Here is a 16,489-nt window from a genome sequence, read left to right as displayed (position 1 = left end):
GCAACGATGCAGCCGATAATCGCAATTGTCGGCGGCCTGTTGTTGGTTGGGTTTGTCTTTTTTGCGTTCCGACAGGGCATGAAGGTCACGCCGGATGATCGCATAGATCGTGGGCCTTCGGTTGGCGGCGGGCCGGAATAGGCCGAGATTCAGACGCAGAGTTTTTGTCATGGCCGGGCTTGTCCCGGCCATCCACGTCTGTAAAACCCGCCGCAAAGACGTGGACGGACCAGCATCATGACCAAACCCCTCGCCACCCGCATCGCGCTCGTCACCGGCGCCTCCCGCGGCATCGGCTATGCGACCGCACGTGCGCTCGCCAAGGCCGGCGCGCACATCGTTGCCGTCGCGCGCACGCAGGGCGGGCTGGAGGAGCTCGACGACGAGATCCGCAAAGACGGCGGCAGCGCCACGCTGGTGCCGCTCAATCTCACCGATTTCGACGGCATCGCGCGGTTGGGCGCGGCGCTGCATGAGCGCCACGGCAAGCTCGACATTCTCGTCGGCAATGCCGGCGTCGCCGGCCCCTCCTCGCCGCTCGGCCATATCGAACTGAAGCCATGGAACGACGTCATCGCGGTGAACGTCACCGCGAACTTCCAGCTCATCCGCTGCATGGATCCGCTACTCAAGGTCTCCGACGCTGGCCGCGCCGTGTTCATCACCTCGGGCGCCGCCAGCAAGGCGAACGCCTATCAGGGCCCCTACGCGGCCTCGAAGGCGGCGCTGGACACGCTGGTGCGCTCCTGGGCCAACGAGACCGTGAGCACGAAACTGCGGGTCAATCTGTTCAGCCCCGGCCCGATCCGCACCCGCATGCGCGCCAGCGTGTTTCCCGGCGAAGACCCGATGACGCTGGATACGCCGGAACAGGCGGCGGAATTCATCGTGCCGATGTGCGCGCCGGAGTGGGCCGAGACTGGCAAACTCTACGACTACGGTACTCGCACGCTGATGAGTTTTCATCCGCCGGCGTGAGCGTTTTTCTCCGTCATTGCGAGCGCAGCGAAGCAATCCATGCCTCAACAAGCGGCAAATGGATTGCTTCGCGGAGCCTGTCATCGGGCGCGCATTCGCGCGACCCGTTGGCTCGCAATGACGGTGCCAAACCGTTGACTCCCACACCTCCGCACGATTGACTGCCTTCCAAGCGGGACAACCCGCCAAGAAAAATCACGGGGAGGCACCCATGACGCCGAAGTGCACGCGCGCTCGCCTGACTCTTTCCGGAACCATCGCTGCCTGCTTCACCGCTGCACTGCTTGTTGCGGCGCCGGCTTCGTCGCAGGCCGGCGAGATCCCGACCTTTGCCGTCGACGCGTCCTGGCCAAAACCGCTGCCGAACAACTGGATCCTCGGCCAGGTCGGCGGCATCACGGTGGACTCGCAGGGCCACATCTGGGTGATCCATCGCCCGCGCTCGCTCACCGACGATGAGAAGGGTGCCGCGCTGACCCCGCCTCGCTCGAAATGCTGCGTGTCGGCGCCACCGGTGCTCGAGTTCGACACCGACGGCAATCTGCTGCGCTCCTGGGGCGGACCCGGCGAAGGCTATGAATGGGTCGGCCGCGAGCACGGCATCGAGGTGGACGAGAAAGGTTTCGTGTGGGTCGGTGGCAACGCCGACAACGACAACGCGATCCTGAAATTCACCCTCGACGGCAAGTTCGTGATGCAGATCGGCAAGATCGCACCGAGCAAGGGCTCCAACGACACCACCCAACTCGGCAAGCCCGCCGAGACCGCGATCGACAAGGACGCCAACGAAATCTTCGTCGCCGACGGCTACGGCAATCGCCGCGTCATCGTGTTCGACGCTGCGTCAGGCGCCTACAAGCGGCACTGGGGCGCCTATGGCAACCCGCCGAACGACGACAAGCAGCCGGCCTACGACCCCAATGCACCGGCTCCGCCGCAATTCGCCAACCCCGTGCATTGCGTGAAACTTGCCAACGACGGGTTGCTCTATGTCTGCGATCGCATCAACAACCGCATCCAGGTGTTCAGGAAAGATGGAACCTTCGTTAAGGAATGGTTCTACGAAAAGAACACACGTGGCAACGGCGCGGTGTGGGATATCGCGATCTGGCCCGACCCGAAGCAGACCTATCTGCTGAGCGCCGACGGCGAAAACAACGAAATCCGGGTGCTGAAGCGGGACGATGGTACCGTAGTCGGCAGTTTTGGCCGTAATGGCCGCAATGCGGGGCAGTTCCACTGGATTCACGCCATGGCGGTGGATGCCAAGGGCAACGTCTATACCGCCGAAGTGGATACCGGGAAGCGGATCCAGAAGTTCAAGCTGACCTCCGACGCGCTACGATAGGTGGATTGCCCCTGCGTGCGAGAAATACTATCGCAGGGCAGCTGGCAGGTTCCGAAAAGAGAGCCGGCGAACAACCATTTTCGGAGGGAATACCATGACGAATAGAATTGCGCGGCGCTTCGCCGCTTCCGTGGCGCTGGCCGCGCTCGGCCTCGCGACGCCAGCATTGGCCCAGGACAAGACCGTCAAGATCGGCGTGTTGAACGACATGTCGAGCCTTTACGCCGACATCGGCGGCCCCAATTCGGTGGTCGCGATCAAGATGGCGGTCGAAGATTCCGGTCTCACCAAGAAGGGCTGGAAGATCGACGTCATCAGCGGCGATCACCAGAACAAGCCCGACGTCGGCGTCAACATCGCAAGGCAGTGGATCGACAACGACAAGGTCGACGCCATCGCGGATACGCCGAATTCGGGCGTGGCGCTGGCCGTCAACAATCTCGTCAAGGAAAAGAACAAGGTTCTGCTCAACTCCGGCGCCGCAACCGCCGATCTCACCGGCAAGGCCTGCACCCCGAACACAGTCTCCTTCACCTACGACACCTACATGCTCGCCAACGGCACCGGCAAGGCGCTGACCAAGGCCGGCGGCGACAGCTGGTTCTTCCTGACCGCGGACTACGCTTTCGGTCATGCGCTCGAGCGCGACACGTCGGCCGTCGTGACCGCCAATGGCGGCAAGGTGCTCGGTGGCGTCAAGGCTCCGATCAACACCGCCGACTTCTCCTCTTTCCTGCTGCAGGCACAGGCGTCCAAGGCGAAGGTCATCGGGCTTGCGAACGCCGGCGGCGACACCACCAACTCGATCAAGCAGGCGGCGGAATTTGGCATCGTCGCGGGCGGCCAGAAGCTCGCCGCGCTGCTGCTGTTCATCAACGACGTGCACGCGCTGGGCCTAAAGACAGCACAGGGGCTGACGTTCACGGAATCTTTCTACTGGGACATGAACGACGCGACGCGCGCCTGGTCGAAGCGGTTCTCCGCGCTGGCCACCAAGGGCCAGATGCCCTCGATGACGCAGGCCGGCAACTACGCCATGGTGCTGCATTATCTGAAGGCCATGGAAGCGCTCGGCGGCAATCCGAATGACGGCGCCAAGGTCGTCGCCAAGATGAAAGAGCTGCCGACCGACGATACGCTGTTCGGCAAGGGCCCGCTGCGTGCCGACGGCCGCCGTCTGATCCCGGCCTATCTGTTCGAGGTGAAGAAGCCGGACGAGTCGAAGGGACCGTGGGACTACTACAAGCAGATCGCCACGATCTCGGCGGAAGACGCCGCCAAGCCGTTAGAGGCCAGCGAGTGCCCGCTGGTGAAGAAGTAAGAAAAGTAGGGTGGGCAAAGGCGCACTTGCGCCGTGCCCACCATTTCTTGCACCGTCGTTGATGTGGTGGGCACGCTTCGCTTTGCCCACCCTACGATTTAGCGCTTAGGCGCCAGCGTGCGCCACGCGATCAAGAGGCCCAGCCCCAATAACGCCGCCGCCAACAGGAACGGTGCGCCCGGCATTTTGAACGGCGCCCCATCGCTGATGAAGTAAGCAAACGTCAGCGTAAACAGAAACGGTCCCAACATCTGGGCGATGCTGTTGACGCTGTTGGTCGCCCCCTGCAACTGGCCCTGCTGATCGGGTGCTACGAGCTGTGTCGTCAGCGCCTGGATCGCCGCGCCTGCCACGCCCCACAGCGCCATCACGGGAATGCCGAGCCAGAACAGCGGTCCGGTCGGAGCCGCGCCATAGATGAAGAATCCCAACGCACCAGAGGCGAGTCCCAGCAACAGCGCCCGGCGCTCGCCGAGGCGCTTGACGATCGGCCCGACGCCCGCGCCCTGCACCACCATGGCGCAGACACCGACCAAGGCCAGTGTCAGGCCGACGGTCGTCGTGTCCCAGCCGTACCGATAGGTCGCGTAGAGCACGAAGGTGGACGGCAGCACCACATGCGCGACCTGGCCGAAGAAATTCGCCAGCGACAGGCCGGCGAGAATCCGGTTGGAACGCAGCAGATGCAGCGCGCCGAGCGGGTTGGCGCTTTTCCAGCGGAACGGTGCGCGGCGTTCCAGCGGCAGCGACTCAGGCAGGATCAGCCAGCCGTAGAGCGTATTCGCAAAGCTCAAGCCTGCCGCGATCCAGAACGGCAGGCGTGGATCCATGCCGCCAAGCAGGCCGCCGATGGCGGGACCGAGAATGAATCCGGCGCCGAAGGCCGCCCCGATCTTGCCGAACACCGCGGCGCGCCGTTCCGGCGGCGTCACGTCGGCGATGTAGGCAAAGGCGGTCGAGATGCTCGCCGACGTGATGCCGGAGATCACCCGGCCGATGAACAGCCAGGTCAGCGACGGCGCCAGCGCCATCAGCACATAATCCAGCGCCAATCCGAAATTCGACAGCAACACCACCGGCCGCCGGCCGAAGCGGTCCGAGAGCGCGCCAAGGATTGGCGAGAACAGGAACTGCATCAGTGCCCAGGCAGTGCCGAACAGGCCGAAGATCCGCGCCGCCGTCGCCGTGTCGTTATCGACAAAACTTTCCACGAGTTTAGGCAGGATCGGCAGGATCAGGCCGAGCGCAAGCATGTCGAGCAGGATGGTGACGAAGATGAAGGCTGCCGCGCCGCTGCGCACCGGCGGCGTGTCGGCGGCGGGCGCGGATACCTGTTCGCTCATGACGGGCGCTTGCGCTTGTGGGCGAACGGATTGGCCTTTTCGCGCAGCGTGATCCGGATCGGCGTGCCCGGCCAATCGAAGGCCTCGCGCATCGAGTTGGTGAGATAGCGCAGATAGGATTGTGGCACGGCGTCGGCGCGCGAGCAGAACAGAATAAAGCTCGGCGGCCGCGCCTTGGCCTGGGTAATGTAGTTCAGCTTCAGCCGACGGCCCGAGACCGCGGGCGGCGGGTTGGCGTCGACCGCCTGCTCGAACCAGCGATTGAGCGTGGCCGTCGGAACGCGCTTGTTCCACACCGCGTAGGCGTCCTCGATCGCGGTCATCAGGCGATCGATGCCCTCGCCCATCAGACCGGACACCGCGACGATGGGAACGCCCTTGACCTGCGGCAGCCAATGATCGGCATCGCTGCGCAGCGCCGAAATCAAATGGGTCTTGCGCTCCATCAGATCCCATTTGTTGACCGCAAGCACGATCGCGCGTCCCTCGCGCTCGATCAGATCGGCGATGCGCAGGTCCTGTTCCTCGAACCGGTTCTGCGAGTCCATCATCATCACGACGACTTCGGCAAAGCGCACCGCGCGCAGCGCATCCGCTACCGACAGTTTTTCCAGCTTCTCTTCGATCCGCGAGCGCCGCCTTAAGCCGGCGGTGTCGAACACACGGAACTCGCGGCCCTGCCAGGTGATCTCCACCGAGATGGAATCGCGCGTGGTGCCGGCTTCGGCGCTGGTCAACAGTCGCTCCTCGCCGAGCAGATGATTGATCAGCGTGGATTTTCCGGCATTGGGGCGGCCGACGATGGCGACGCGGATCGGACGTTGCGCGAGTTCCTCATCTGACACGATGACATCATCGTCGTCGAACTCTTCACCCTCCTCGACCGGTTCCGGCATCAACACGCGGAGCGCGTCGTAGAGGTCACTCAGGCCTTCGCCGTGTTCGGCGGAAATCTGGACGGGGTCGCCGAGCCCCAGCGCATAGGATTCCATCGCGCCGACTTCGCCATGCTTGCCTTCGCTCTTGTTGGCGACCAGCACCACCGGTTTATTGGCGCGGCGCGCGAAATCGGCAAAGGCGCGATCGTTCGGCGTTAGCCCGGCGCGCGCGTCGATCACGAACATCAACGCATCGGCAAGGCCGATCGCGGTCTCGGTCTGCTCCTGCATCCGCGCAGTGAGCGAACCCTTGGCGCCCTCGTCGAGGCCAGCGGTGTCGATCACAGTGAATTCGAGATCGCCGAGACGCCCATTGCCCTCGCGGCGGTCGCGGGTGACGCCCGGCTCGTCGTCGACAAGCGCCAGCTTCTGCCCAACCAGCCGGTTGAACAGCGTCGACTTGCCGACATTGGGCCGGCCGATAATGGCGATCGTAAAGGACATAAATGATCCAAACGCCCTTTTTCGAAGGGCGTGTCAATCGAACGAAAAGAAGAAAATCAGCGCGTGAACGTACCGCTCGGCATCGGCGCCGGGAACGCGGACTGTTGCGGGGATTGCGCCGACGCGCCCGATTGATCGGGTGGCGGCGCGGTGGTCCGCTTGCGCACGATCTTGGCCGGCTTGGGCGCCGGCGGCGCGGCGGCGGTGCCGCCCTCTTCCTCGGGGGCGGCGGCGTCGGGGTCCGCAGCCGCAGCGGCCGGTGCGGCGGCCTGCTTGCCCTTGGATTTCGCGCCACGCTTCGATTTCGGTTCTTCCGCCGGCGGAGGTGCTGCAGCGGCAGCTTGCGCGTTCGGGTCGTCCTGCTGACGGGCGCCCCTGTAGAGGTCCTTCGGCACGCCCTGTTCAAGGCCCGGCACGCCTTCGGGGAATACCGCCTTACGGTCACCGGGCAGCTTCTTCTTGGTGTCGAGGAAGTCGAGCAGGTCAGAGGGGTCGAAACCGGCCGTGCTGCCACAGCCCGCCAGCGCGCCCGAAAGCGCGATGAGGACGGCGGTTGCGATCAAACGTTGCGGGCGGCGCATACTGGGTTTCCCACTCAATCCGGTTTCTACGCGTCAGCTTTTGGCGACTGGCGGCAGCAAGGCCTGCAGCGCTTCGGCACGCGAGCGCAGGCTCGGCGGCGTTTCGCCGTCATTGGCGATCAAATCCAGCCATTGCCGCGTTGCCGCGGCATCGTTGGCGCGCCAGGCCGACAGGGCCAGCAATTCGCGCGCGGTATGGCGAAAGGTAGCGCCTGGCGCCGCAGCGGCCTCAAGGCGCTCTTTCATGTTGGGATAGCTCGTGCTTTCCAGCAGCAGCTGGGCGGCGCGAATCCGCGCCAGATCCTGCTCGGCGACTCCAACGCTGCGATCGGCGGCGATCTCATCGAACATCTTTGCCGCGGCCTGCGTATCGCGGTTGGCGACTTCCGTCGCCATGCGCAACCGCGCCAACACGCGATAGCCGAACGGCGCCTTCGCGACGAGATCGGCGAAGGCAGCTTCGGCGTCGGTGTGCTTGTTGGCTTCCGAAAGCTCCACCGCCTTGTCGAACGCAGCCCCCGCCTCTGCCGCCTTCTCGGCCTCCAGATACTGGTAGCCGCGCCAGCCGCCCACGGCGGCGATGATCAAAATCATGCCGGCAATGATATAAAGTGAGTATTGGTCCCACAGCTTTTTGAGCTGATCGCGACGGACCTCCTCGTCTACTTCGTCAAATAATTCAGACACTTAAAGGTATCCCATCCCCGAGGAACCGCAGCCAAGGCGGCAGCATCCTGCACTCGGTCCCCGCATCGCCGCGACGTAGCCTATCGATATGGCGGTGGCAAGGCAAAGTGAGGTGGATCAAAGCGTTAACAACGCCCCCGCCGGCCCTCGAAATCGCCAGACAACGTTGACATCGCGGTTCAAAGTTTGGCGTAATCCCGCCCGCTTCCATTGTCGATTTTGTCCCCGATTTCTTGGGTGTTTCATGCCTCGCCATGCGCTGGTTTCGACGCTTGCCATGAGCTTGGTATTGGGACTGGCATCCCTGCCCGCGGCGTTACGTGCCGACGACATCAAGCCGAAGGCGCCCGAGACGGCGTTCTCGGGCAAACTCCGCCCCGACATTTTGGGCATCTCGACCGAATCGAACGCCGACTCCGCGCGCGCCACCTTTGATTCCCTGTTCAAGGGCCACACCGACACCAAGACCGACATCCAGCAACAGAAATTCGGCGGCGCCAGCTATGTCGTTGCGCTGAATTTCAGCCTCCCCGCCGGCTCGAAACAGAACGGCGAGATGCTCTCGACCAGCTTCTCTTCGCCCGCGAGCGCCAACCGCGCCTATTTCGTGGCGCGCAATCTGACGTTCGCCCAGGACCAGCAGCCGTCCAAGGCGGACATGATCAAGGAAGTCATGGGTAAATACGGCGTGCCCACCATCGTCGGCGATCAGCATCTGTATTACATCTACCGCAAGGGCTCGATCATGTCCGTCGGCGGCAAGTACAAGGAGGCGACCGCGCTGGACGCGATCGACAAGCCGCTCGACCCGAGGGCCGCCGTCAAGCTCAACGGCGACACCGTCCGCGGCAGTTGCGTGGCGGTGGTCAAGCGCGCGCAGACCAAGGCCAAGGAGCCGAGCGCCATGCTGACCGAGGCCAAGGGCGCGAATTGCGATGGCGTGCTGAGCGTGCAGCTCATTCCAGGCACGCCGGCCGACCGTGTCGGAATCGCGCAATTCACCCTGCTTGACGTCAAGCAGCTCGTTAGCGCCGCCGCGATCGACAGTGCGGCGCTTGGCGCCGGGTCGAGCGAAGGCCCGGCGCCCAGGGGCAGCGCTCCAAAACTCTAGCCCTGGCGCGCGCCAACGTGCGGTAGTCTTGCGGCGACTGGCCGCTGCCAGGCGCTCCTGAAACGTCGGCGCGTCACGGGAACCTTTCCCCTGTGGCGTAATTGAATCTCCGTTACACGGAGATCGAGCAATGCACGAATTTCCTCAGGGCGTGCCGTATGGCGCCGATCAGACAGTCTACTTGGTCGTGGAAGGTTCAGGGCCGCATGGCGCCGCCCGGAAAACCGAGCGCGCCGACATCGAGACGGTAATTGCCGATCTTCTGTCGGGACAATTCAGCGACCCGATCGAGGTGGTTGCCTTCAACACGCTGGAGCACTGGAGCGACGATTTGTCCAAGGACATTGCGAGAGAAATCCGCTGTCGTTGCGACATCGACGGGTATGATGTGCCCGTCTACCTGGACGAATTCCTGGGCAGAACCTCTGCCTGATCCAGCGGCTGAAAAAATTAGTTAGGCGGGCAGGAAAATGAACTGGATTTACTGGAATACGTTTTGGTCGTTGGCCGTGAGCCTGGTCTGGTTCATGACCATCGTGTCGCATCCCGACGCGGTCGTCGTCGATCGGCATTATCCGAAACGGCCTCGATAGCTCAGGCCGCGGCCTCCAGCTTACGCTCGCTCTGCAGCCGACATCGCCGCCATGAAGGCATCGCGGAGTTGCCGCTTCATCACCTTGCCATTGGCGTTGCGCGGCAGCGGGTCCATCCGCACATCCATGGTTTCCGGCACCTTGTAGTCGGACAGCCGCTCCGCGCACCAGGCGCGCAGTACCTCGGCCCCAACCGCGTTGCGGGTCACCACGACGGCATGCACGCGCTCACCCAGCACCGGACACGGCTTGGCGATGATCGCGCTCTCGATCACGTCAGGATGGCCCGCCAGCACCGACTCGACCTCGGCGGAATAGATCTTCAAGCCGCCGCGGTTGATCATGTCCTTCTGGCGGTCGAATACGCGGACGAAATTCTCGGCATCGACCGAGCCCAGATCGCCGGAATGCCAGAAGCCGGCGGTAAAACTCTCGGCCGTGGCCTTCGGGTTATTCCAGTAACCCTTGATGACCGAGCCGCCATGAATCCAGATTTCGCCGATCTCGCCGCGCGGCAGCTCACGGCCATTGGCATCCATGACGACGATCTGCGCGCCCGGACAGGGCAGTCCGACACTATCGATATGGCTGGCGGTCAGTTCGCCGGGCATCATGGTCGACGGCGACGTGGTCTCGGTCGCGCCGTAACAATTCGCCAGTTTCAGTCCCGGAATCTTGGCGTCGAGCTTTTCAATGGTGGCGACCGGCATCGGCGCCCCGCCGAAGCCACCGATCCGCCAGCTCGACAAATCGTAGCTGTCGAAATCCGGCTGCAACAGACAGAGATTGTACATCGCCGGCACCATCACGGTGTAGGTGACGCGCTCCCGTGCCGCCATCTTCAGATATTCCGCGGCCTTGAACTCCGTCATGATGATCAGCGCGCCGGCGCAGCGGACCATGGTCATGATGTTGGCGACGACGCCGGTGACGTGGCCGAGCGGCACCGCGGCGATCGAACGATCCGCGGCCGTCAGCTTCAGGCATGACACGAACGCCATGGCCGAATGAATGATGTTGCAATGGGCGAGCATCGCACCCTTCGGCTTGCCCGTGGTGCCTGACGTATACAGGATCATCGCGATGTCTTCTTCGCCGACCTCGACTGGCGCTGCCAGCGGGGCGTTGTCAGCGAGGTCGGAAAAGCGCGACAGCCGCGGATCATCATCGACCGCGATCCGGTGCACCACATCGGGAATGTCGCCCGCATCGGGCACACGGTCGGTCAGCGCCGCCTCGTGGATCAGGAGCCGAGCGCCGCAATCGGTCAGCACATAGGCGATCTCGGGCTTTTGCTGACGGGTCGAAAGCAGCACCGTCACCAGCCCGGCATGGGCCGCGCCCAGCATCGTCAGCACGGATTCGGTTCTGTTGCCGAGCAAAACCGCGACGCGGTCGCCGCGCTTGAGGCCGAGCTTTTGGAATCCCGCCGCGATCTGCGCCGTTTGCCGTGCGACTTCGCTCCAGGTCATTCGCGTGGCGCCGCAGACCAGCGCCTCGCCATCGCCGTTTCGCGCCACGGCTTCGGCCACCATCGCCGGAATGCTCTTGGGCCGTTCGCAAAAAGCCGGAATGATACGATCGCCGAAGCGCGGCTCGAGCCGCATCGCCGGAATGGAGTGCTGCGACCAGTCCATGGCGGTCCTTTAGCTTTTCTTCATCTCGTAGACGTGCTCGGGCCCGGGAAATGCACGCGAACGCACGTCGCTGGCATAGCCCTGGATTGCCGCTTCAATCGCGGGGCCGAGATCGCCGTAACGGCGAACGAATTTCGGCGTCCGCGGCGACAGGCCCAGCATGTCCTCCAGCACCAGCACCTGCCCGTCGCAGGCCGCGCTGGCGCCAATGCCGATGGTCGGAATGGCGATGGTCTGCGTGATCTTGCGCGCCAGCGGCTCGGCAACCGCCTCGATCACGACCGAGAAGGCCCCGGCGTCCGAGATCGCCTGGGCATCCCTCAGGATCGGGTCCCAACTGCCTTCGTCGCGGCCCTGCGCGCGAAATGAGCCGAGCGTGTTGATCGATTGCGGCGTCAATCCGATGTGGCCCATCACAGGCACGCCGCGTTCGACGAGGAACGCAATCGTTTCCGCCATCCGCGCGCCGCCTTCGAGCTTCACCGCGCCGCAATGGGTTTCTTTCAATATCCGCACCGCGGAATGAAACGCCTGCTCCTTCGAGGCCTCATAGGAGCCGAACGGCATATCCACGACGACCAGCGCGTGCTTCGAACCGCGCATCACCGCGTGTCCCTGCAGGATCATCATCTCGAGCGTCACCGGCACGGTGGTCTCGAAACCGTGCATGACGTTGCCGAGGGAGTCGCCGACCAGAATGACGTCGCAGTGGCGATCCACCAGGGCGGCGGTATGCGCATGGTAGGACGTCAGCATCACGATCGGCTCGCCGTTCTTGCGCGCGCGAATATCCGGCGCAGTTTTGCGCTTGATGGCCGACTGAACCGACATGCTAGGCTCCAACCACGGGCACGCCGATCACGACCGGATGGAACGCGAAGGCAAGCGCCAGATAGACGACGAGGCCGACCGCTATCGCGATCAGGTCGTTGCCGGGACCACCGACGGGGATCGGCGGCGCGCCGGCGTCGGAACGGGATTTCAGCGAAACGCGGTCATAGACCGCCCATGCGAGGAACGAGCCGAACAGGATGATCGAGCCGAGATCGCCGTTGGCGAGCAGATGCGCGGCCGCCCAGAGCTTGATCCCCGTCAGCATCGGATGCTTCAGCGTCGTGTAGATCCGGCCGCGGATGTAGGACGCGACCACCATGATGACGGCGGGCAGCATCAGGGCGACCGTGATGTGCTTGAACGCCACAGGCGGGGTCCAGACGTCGATCCAGCCGGTCGCGCGGTATTTGGCAAAGCCCCAGATGATCAGCACAAGCCCGGCGAACGAGGCCAGCGCATAGCCGATCTTGTAGCCGCCCTCGCCGGTCGCGGCGATCACCTGCGCGCGCAGCTTGCGCTGGATGGTGAGCGTGTGGACGCCGAAAAACAGGATCAGGCCCAGGATCATCACCAGCAGTCCCACGATGTCCCTCCCGTTGCGTGGCCGATTTCCTCGCTTATCCGCGTATCATTTTAGGGGCTTGGTGCGCAATGCGCCCCACGGCCGTCTCACGGCTTGCCAGCCTGCCTGCCGAGATCGCGATTGTCGACATAGCGGATCGCAATCGGCCGCCCCGCGAGCGCGCCGCCCAATCCGGCCGTTAATTTGAGGGGCATGCAGGCGGCGAGCGATTCATTGATCGCCTTGAGGTAGGTGGCGCGGGTGTCGGCCGGGACGCCCGCCGTGGCATACGTCACTTGCGGCGTAGCGATGATCTCGCCGGTTTTCTTGAAGCTGAATCGCACCGACATCTGCATGCCCTCGTGCGCGATGTCGGCCGGCGGCGGCGCCCAGCAGGACCGCAGCGCCGCAAACAGGTCGCCGATGGTATCGAGGTCGTGATCCGGCTTGCGGTATTTTTCCGCTTGGTCCTGCGGCGGCACGGTTTGGATCGTGAGCTGCAGGTTCTGGCCGTAGGGGTAGAAGATTTCGGGAATGCAGGGGCCGTGGTTGAACACGCTGCAAAACGTCGGCGTGCACGGCTCGCGGTCGAACACGCTGCAGGGCGCATGCGCAAACGGCGTGGCGTCGATCTGGCGCCGGTGCTGGGCAGTCGCGGAGCCCAACCCGGCCATCATGACGATCAGGCAGACAATAAAGCGCCGGGACATGCGCTGGTCCCTTCAGGGTACGGTCTAACCAATTTGATGCCCGGGTTGGCCGGGATCAAGGCAAGCTGCGTTCACTTCCCCGCGTTCATGGCGGAAAGGGCTTAACTACTGCCAAAGTCTCCCTCGTCGTCACCCGCCAACAGGTCGCGCACATGCGCGCCCGATGACAGGCTCCTGCGGGTGACCCAGTATTCCAGAGACAGTAGTGATTCACCGTGAGGCCGCGGCGTACTGGGTCCCCCGCTTTCGCGGAGGACGACGGCGGAGTGAGGCTCGGGAAGCCGCGCCCCCTACGCCTTCTTCTTCACGTCCTTGACGCTGGAGAAGGTGATCCCCTCGGCCCGCTCGCGGGTGTAGCCGAGGTAGAACTCGTTCTTGGCCATGAACACCGGGTCGCCATCGACGTCATCGGCGATGCCGGAGCCGTTGGCGGCGATGAAGGCCTCCAGCTTCTTGCGGTCGTCGGACGAGACCCAGCGTGCCAGCTGGAATTCCGAGACCTCGAATTCCACCGGCAGCGAATATTCTGCATCGAGCCGCGCCTTCAGCACGTCGAGTTGCAGCGGACCGACGACGCCGACCAGCGCCGGCGCGCCGTCACGCGGCCGGAACACCTGCACGACGCCCTCTTCCGACATCTGCTGCAGCGCTTCCTTCAGCTTCTTGGCCTTCATCGCATCCGTCAGCCGCACGCGGCGGACGATTTCCGGCGCAAAACTGGGAACGCCGACGAAGGTGATGTCCTCGCCTTCGGTCAGCGTGTCGCCGATCCTTAAGGTACCGTGGTTGGGAATGCCGACGACGTCGCCGGCAAACGCCTCGTCCGCCACCGAGCGGTCCTGGGCAAAGAAGAATTGCGGGCTCGACAGGCTCATGTTCTTGCCGGTCCGCACCAGCTTTGCCTTCATGCCGCGGCTGAGCTTGCCCGAGCACAGCCGCGCAAAGGCGATGCGGTCGCGGTGGTTCGGATCCATGTTGGCCTGGATCTTGAACACGAAGGCGCTCATGCGCGGCTCGGCGGCCTCGACCTTGCGCAAATTGCTGTCCTGCGCGCGCGGCGCAGGCGCAAACTTGCCGAGACCTTCCAGCAAGTCGCCAACGCCGAAATTGCGCAGCGCGCTGCCGAAATAGACTGGTGTCAGGTGGCCTTCGCGAAACGCCTCCAGCTCGAACGGCTTGCAGGCTTCCGAGACCAGCGCGAGTTCATCCTTGATCTCGGTGACGTCGAGATTGGGGTTACGGCCGGCGAGATCGGCGATGTCGATCTGCTGTGCCGCGCCAGTCTTGGCGGCCCCACCTTCCAGCAAACGCACGCCGCCATCGATGACATCGTAGGTGCCGAGGAAATCGCGACCACGGCCGACCGGCCAGGTCATCGGCGTGGTGTCGAGCGCTAGCGTCTTTTCGATCTCGTCCAGGAGTTCGAACGTATCGCGGCTCTCGCGGTCCATCTTGTTGATGAAGGTGATGATCGGAATGTCGCGCAGCCGGCAAACCTCGAACAGCTTCCGGGTCCGCGCCTCGATTCCCTTGGCAGCGTCGATCACCATCACAGCGGAATCGACCGCCGTCAGCGTGCGATAGGTGTCCTCGGAAAAGTCCTCGTGGCCCGGCGTATCCAGCAGGTTGAAGACGAGGCCCTCGAATTCGAACGTCATCACCGAGGTCACGACCGAGATGCCGCGCTCGCGCTCGATCTTCATCCAGTCGGAGCGGGTGTTGCGGCGCTCGCCCTTGGCCTTGACCTGCCCCGCCAGATTGATGGCGCCGCCGAACAGCAGCAGCTTTTCGGTCAGCGTGGTCTTGCCGGCGTCCGGGTGGGAGATGATCGCAAACGTGCGCCGCCGCGCCACTTCATCTGCAAGCGGCGAGCGGGGCGGCGATTCGGCTGAAACGGCAATATCGGACATGAGGCTCGAGCGTTTGGCAGGGAAAACCGGCCTAATCAAGCCTCATTTGGTGGTTGCGGCGGCAACTCGCCAGTCCCATATCGGCAGCGGAAGGACGGCCTTCCAATTCACAGCGCATTCGCGGGGACGACCCTGCCTGATCAGGAGGGTCGTGATGGCCTGGATCGTATTGTTCGTCGCCGGCCTCATGGAAATTGGCTGGGCCATCGGCCTCAAAGATACCGAAGGTTTCACGCGGCTCGCTCCATCCGTCCTGACGCTCGCCTGCATGGCGGGCAGCATCCTCCTGCTCGGTCTTGCCCTGAAAACGCTACCGATCGGAACCGCCTACGCGGTATGGACCGGCATCGGCGCGGTCGGAACGGCCATCCTGGGCATCGCGCTGTTCGGCGAGCCTGCCACCGCCGCGCGCCTGGCCTGCATCGGGCTGATCGTGGCCGGCATTATCGGGCTAAAGCTCGTCACCGGATCAGCGTAGCAACAACGCCGCCCAGTAGGTCAGCGCTGCAACGAAGGCGGAAGCCGGAATGGTGATCACCCAGGCGTAGACGATCGAACTCGCCACGTTCCAGCGCACCGCCGAGACCCGCCGCGCGGCGCCGACGCCGACGATGGCGCCGGTAATGGTGTGGGTGGTGGAGACGGGAACCCCGAGATAGGTCGCCATAAAGAGGGTCGCCGCCCCGCCAGTTTCGGCGCAGAAGCCCTGCATCGGCGTCAGCTTGGTGATCCGCAATCCCATGGTGCGAACGATCCGCCAGCCGCCCATCAGCGTGCCCAGCGCCATCGCGGCCTGGCAGGACAGCACCACCCAGAAGGGGATGGAGAATTCGGTGCCGAGATGGCCCTGCGAATAGAGCAGCACCGCGATGATGCCCATGGTCTTTTGCGCGTCGTTGCCGCCATGGCCGAGCGAATAAAGCGACGCCGATACGAATTGCAGGATGCGAAAGGCGCGGTCGACCGCGAAAGGCGTCGAGCGCACCGAGGCCCAGGACACGATCGCAACCAGTACCAGCGCCAGCAGGAAGCCTACCAGCGGCGATAGCACGATTGCCAGCAGCGCCTTGGACAGGCCACTCCAGACCGCCGCCGAAAATCCGGCCTTTGCCATGCCCGCGCCGACCAGCCCGCCGATCAACGCGTGCGAACTGGACGAGGGAATTCCGAGCGCCCACGTGATCAGGTTCCAGACGATGGCGCCCACAAGTGCCGCGAAGATCACGGTGGCATCGACGACGCTCGGCTCAATGATGCCGGTGCCGATCGTATTGGCGACGTGGAGTCCGAACACCGCGAAGGCAATGAAATTGAAGAAGGCGGCCCACAGCACCGCATATTGTGGGCGCAGCACGCGGGTCGACACGATCGTAGCGATCGAATTGGCAGCGTCGTGCAATCCATTGAGGAAGTCGAACAGCAGCGCGACCGCGATCAGAAAGATCAGAATCGGAAGTCCGAGCGAGGCGTCCACTGGATTGGCCCTGCCCTA

The 16,489-nt window shown here is 63.9% G+C and carries 17 protein-coding genes; 7 read left to right on the top strand and 10 right to left on the bottom strand.

Features of this window, described 5'->3' with window-relative positions; genetic code table 11:
- Positions 1-237 precede the first annotated feature (237 nt).
- The 3 genes from ACPPVP_RS20455 to ACPPVP_RS20445 all read left to right on the top strand — a co-directional run bounded on the left by ACPPVP_RS20455 (position 238) and on the right by ACPPVP_RS20445 (position 3,647).
- Positions 238-978: an SDR family NAD(P)-dependent oxidoreductase gene (locus ACPPVP_RS20455; protein WP_426537491.1), complete on the top strand. Its 741-nt coding sequence runs from the start codon at positions 238-240 to the stop codon at positions 976-978.
- A 211-nt stretch (positions 979-1,189) separates the two neighbouring features.
- The gene (locus ACPPVP_RS20450; RefSeq protein ID WP_426537489.1) at positions 1,190-2,326 is read left to right on the top strand and encodes a hypothetical protein; all 1,137 of its coding nucleotides are present in this window, start codon (positions 1,190-1,192) and stop codon (positions 2,324-2,326) included.
- 94 nt (positions 2,327-2,420) lie between these two features.
- Positions 2,421-3,647, top strand: a complete 1,227-nt coding sequence (locus ACPPVP_RS20445) for an ABC transporter substrate-binding protein (RefSeq protein WP_426537487.1) — start codon at positions 2,421-2,423, stop codon at positions 3,645-3,647.
- A gap of 98 nt (positions 3,648-3,745) precedes the next feature.
- On the opposite strand, the gene ACPPVP_RS20440 is transcribed toward ACPPVP_RS20445, so the two are convergent.
- The 4 genes from ACPPVP_RS20440 to ACPPVP_RS20425 are packed head-to-tail and all read right to left on the bottom strand — an operon-like array spanning position 3,746 to position 7,640.
- Entirely contained in the window at positions 3,746-4,990 is a 1,245-nt protein-coding gene (locus ACPPVP_RS20440) for a TCR/Tet family MFS transporter (RefSeq protein WP_426537485.1), read from the bottom strand.
- Positions 4,987-6,372, bottom strand: coding sequence for a ribosome biogenesis GTPase Der (gene der, locus ACPPVP_RS20435; protein ID WP_426537483.1), 1,386 nt, complete (start codon positions 6,370-6,372; stop codon positions 4,987-4,989). The genes ACPPVP_RS20440 and der overlap by 4 nt, the downstream gene beginning before the upstream one ends.
- A gap of 56 nt (positions 6,373-6,428) precedes the next feature.
- Positions 6,429-6,953, bottom strand: coding sequence for a hypothetical protein (locus tag ACPPVP_RS20430; protein ID WP_426537481.1), 525 nt, complete (start codon positions 6,951-6,953; stop codon positions 6,429-6,431).
- 33 nt (positions 6,954-6,986) lie between these two features.
- Complete coding sequence (locus ACPPVP_RS20425) at positions 6,987-7,640, bottom strand: tetratricopeptide repeat protein (protein ID WP_426537479.1); 654 nt, start codon at positions 7,638-7,640, stop codon at positions 6,987-6,989.
- A 277-nt stretch (positions 7,641-7,917) separates the two neighbouring features.
- Here ACPPVP_RS20425 and ACPPVP_RS20420 point away from each other — a divergent pair, with 277 nt between their 5' ends.
- The 3 genes from ACPPVP_RS20420 to ACPPVP_RS20410 all read left to right on the top strand — a co-directional run bounded on the left by ACPPVP_RS20420 (position 7,918) and on the right by ACPPVP_RS20410 (position 9,344).
- A complete protein-coding gene (locus tag ACPPVP_RS20420) occupies positions 7,918-8,751 on the top strand; it encodes a hypothetical protein (RefSeq protein WP_426537477.1) in 834 nt (277 codons plus the stop codon).
- Between the two features lie 130 nt (positions 8,752-8,881).
- Entirely contained in the window at positions 8,882-9,184 is a 303-nt protein-coding gene (locus ACPPVP_RS20415) for a hypothetical protein (protein WP_426537475.1), read from the top strand.
- 37 nt (positions 9,185-9,221) lie between these two features.
- Positions 9,222-9,344, top strand: a complete 123-nt coding sequence (locus ACPPVP_RS20410) for a hypothetical protein (RefSeq protein WP_426537473.1) — start codon at positions 9,222-9,224, stop codon at positions 9,342-9,344.
- Between the two features lie 20 nt (positions 9,345-9,364).
- On the opposite strand, the gene ACPPVP_RS20405 is transcribed toward ACPPVP_RS20410, so the two are convergent.
- From ACPPVP_RS20405 to ACPPVP_RS20385, 5 genes are all read right to left on the bottom strand, one after another.
- Complete coding sequence (locus ACPPVP_RS20405; protein ID WP_426537471.1) at positions 9,365-10,981, bottom strand: class I adenylate-forming enzyme family protein; 1,617 nt, start codon at positions 10,979-10,981, stop codon at positions 9,365-9,367.
- 9 nt (positions 10,982-10,990) lie between these two features.
- Positions 10,991-11,812: a 3-methyl-2-oxobutanoate hydroxymethyltransferase gene (panB, locus tag ACPPVP_RS20400; protein WP_426537469.1), complete on the bottom strand. Its 822-nt coding sequence runs from the start codon at positions 11,810-11,812 to the stop codon at positions 10,991-10,993.
- Between the two features lies 1 nt (position 11,813).
- Positions 11,814-12,398 carry an NnrU family protein gene (locus ACPPVP_RS20395; protein ID WP_426537467.1) on the bottom strand — a complete coding sequence of 195 codons (585 nt, stop codon included), beginning with the start codon at positions 12,396-12,398 and terminating at the stop codon, positions 11,814-11,816.
- Positions 12,399-12,484: 86 nt separating this feature from the next.
- Positions 12,485-13,087: a hypothetical protein gene (locus tag ACPPVP_RS20390; protein WP_426537465.1), complete on the bottom strand. Its 603-nt coding sequence runs from the start codon at positions 13,085-13,087 to the stop codon at positions 12,485-12,487.
- A 290-nt stretch (positions 13,088-13,377) separates the two neighbouring features.
- The gene (locus tag ACPPVP_RS20385; protein WP_426537463.1) at positions 13,378-14,997 is read right to left on the bottom strand and encodes a peptide chain release factor 3; all 1,620 of its coding nucleotides are present in this window, start codon (positions 14,995-14,997) and stop codon (positions 13,378-13,380) included.
- Between the two features lie 154 nt (positions 14,998-15,151).
- Between ACPPVP_RS20385 and sugE the strand changes: the two genes are divergently transcribed.
- Entirely contained in the window at positions 15,152-15,475 is a 324-nt protein-coding gene (gene sugE / locus ACPPVP_RS20380) for a quaternary ammonium compound efflux SMR transporter SugE (protein ID WP_426537461.1), read from the top strand.
- Here the strand turns inward: sugE and ACPPVP_RS20375 are convergent.
- Complete coding sequence (locus ACPPVP_RS20375; protein ID WP_426537459.1) at positions 15,467-16,471, bottom strand: anion permease; 1,005 nt, start codon at positions 16,469-16,471, stop codon at positions 15,467-15,469. The two genes, sugE and ACPPVP_RS20375, sit on opposite strands and share 9 nt — an antisense overlap.
- Positions 16,472-16,489: the final 18 nt, after the last annotated feature.

The sequence above is a fragment of the Bradyrhizobium sp. McL0615 genome (genome assembly GCF_049993905.1).
Classification (GTDB): Bacteria; Pseudomonadota; Alphaproteobacteria; order Rhizobiales; family Xanthobacteraceae; genus Bradyrhizobium.
This window is presented reverse-complemented; position numbering and strand designations above follow the sequence as displayed.

Coding starts and splice junctions, on each gene's coding strand:
- ACPPVP_RS20455 (WP_426537491.1), top strand. CDS start 238: ATGACCAAACCCCTCGCCACCCGCATCGCGCTCGTCACCGGCGCCTCC.
- ACPPVP_RS20450 (WP_426537489.1), top strand. CDS start 1,190: ATGACGCCGAAGTGCACGCGCGCTCGCCTGACTCTTTCCGGAACCATC.
- ACPPVP_RS20445 (WP_426537487.1), top strand. CDS start 2,421: ATGACGAATAGAATTGCGCGGCGCTTCGCCGCTTCCGTGGCGCTGGCC.
- ACPPVP_RS20440 (WP_426537485.1), bottom strand. CDS start 4,990: ATGAGCGAACAGGTATCCGCGCCCGCCGCCGACACGCCGCCGGTGCGC.
- der (WP_426537483.1), bottom strand. CDS start 6,372: ATGTCCTTTACGATCGCCATTATCGGCCGGCCCAATGTCGGCAAGTCG.
- ACPPVP_RS20430 (WP_426537481.1), bottom strand. CDS start 6,953: ATGCGCCGCCCGCAACGTTTGATCGCAACCGCCGTCCTCATCGCGCTT.
- ACPPVP_RS20420 (WP_426537477.1), top strand. CDS start 7,918: ATGAGCTTGGTATTGGGACTGGCATCCCTGCCCGCGGCGTTACGTGCC.
- ACPPVP_RS20415 (WP_426537475.1), top strand. CDS start 8,882: ATGCACGAATTTCCTCAGGGCGTGCCGTATGGCGCCGATCAGACAGTC.
- ACPPVP_RS20410 (WP_426537473.1), top strand. CDS start 9,222: ATGAACTGGATTTACTGGAATACGTTTTGGTCGTTGGCCGTGAGCCTG.
- ACPPVP_RS20405 (WP_426537471.1), bottom strand. CDS start 10,981: ATGGACTGGTCGCAGCACTCCATTCCGGCGATGCGGCTCGAGCCGCGC.
- panB (WP_426537469.1), bottom strand. CDS start 11,812: ATGTCGGTTCAGTCGGCCATCAAGCGCAAAACTGCGCCGGATATTCGC.
- ACPPVP_RS20390 (WP_426537465.1), bottom strand. CDS start 13,087: ATGTCCCGGCGCTTTATTGTCTGCCTGATCGTCATGATGGCCGGGTTG.
- ACPPVP_RS20385 (WP_426537463.1), bottom strand. CDS start 14,997: ATGTCCGATATTGCCGTTTCAGCCGAATCGCCGCCCCGCTCGCCGCTT.
- sugE (WP_426537461.1), top strand. CDS start 15,152: ATGGCCTGGATCGTATTGTTCGTCGCCGGCCTCATGGAAATTGGCTGG.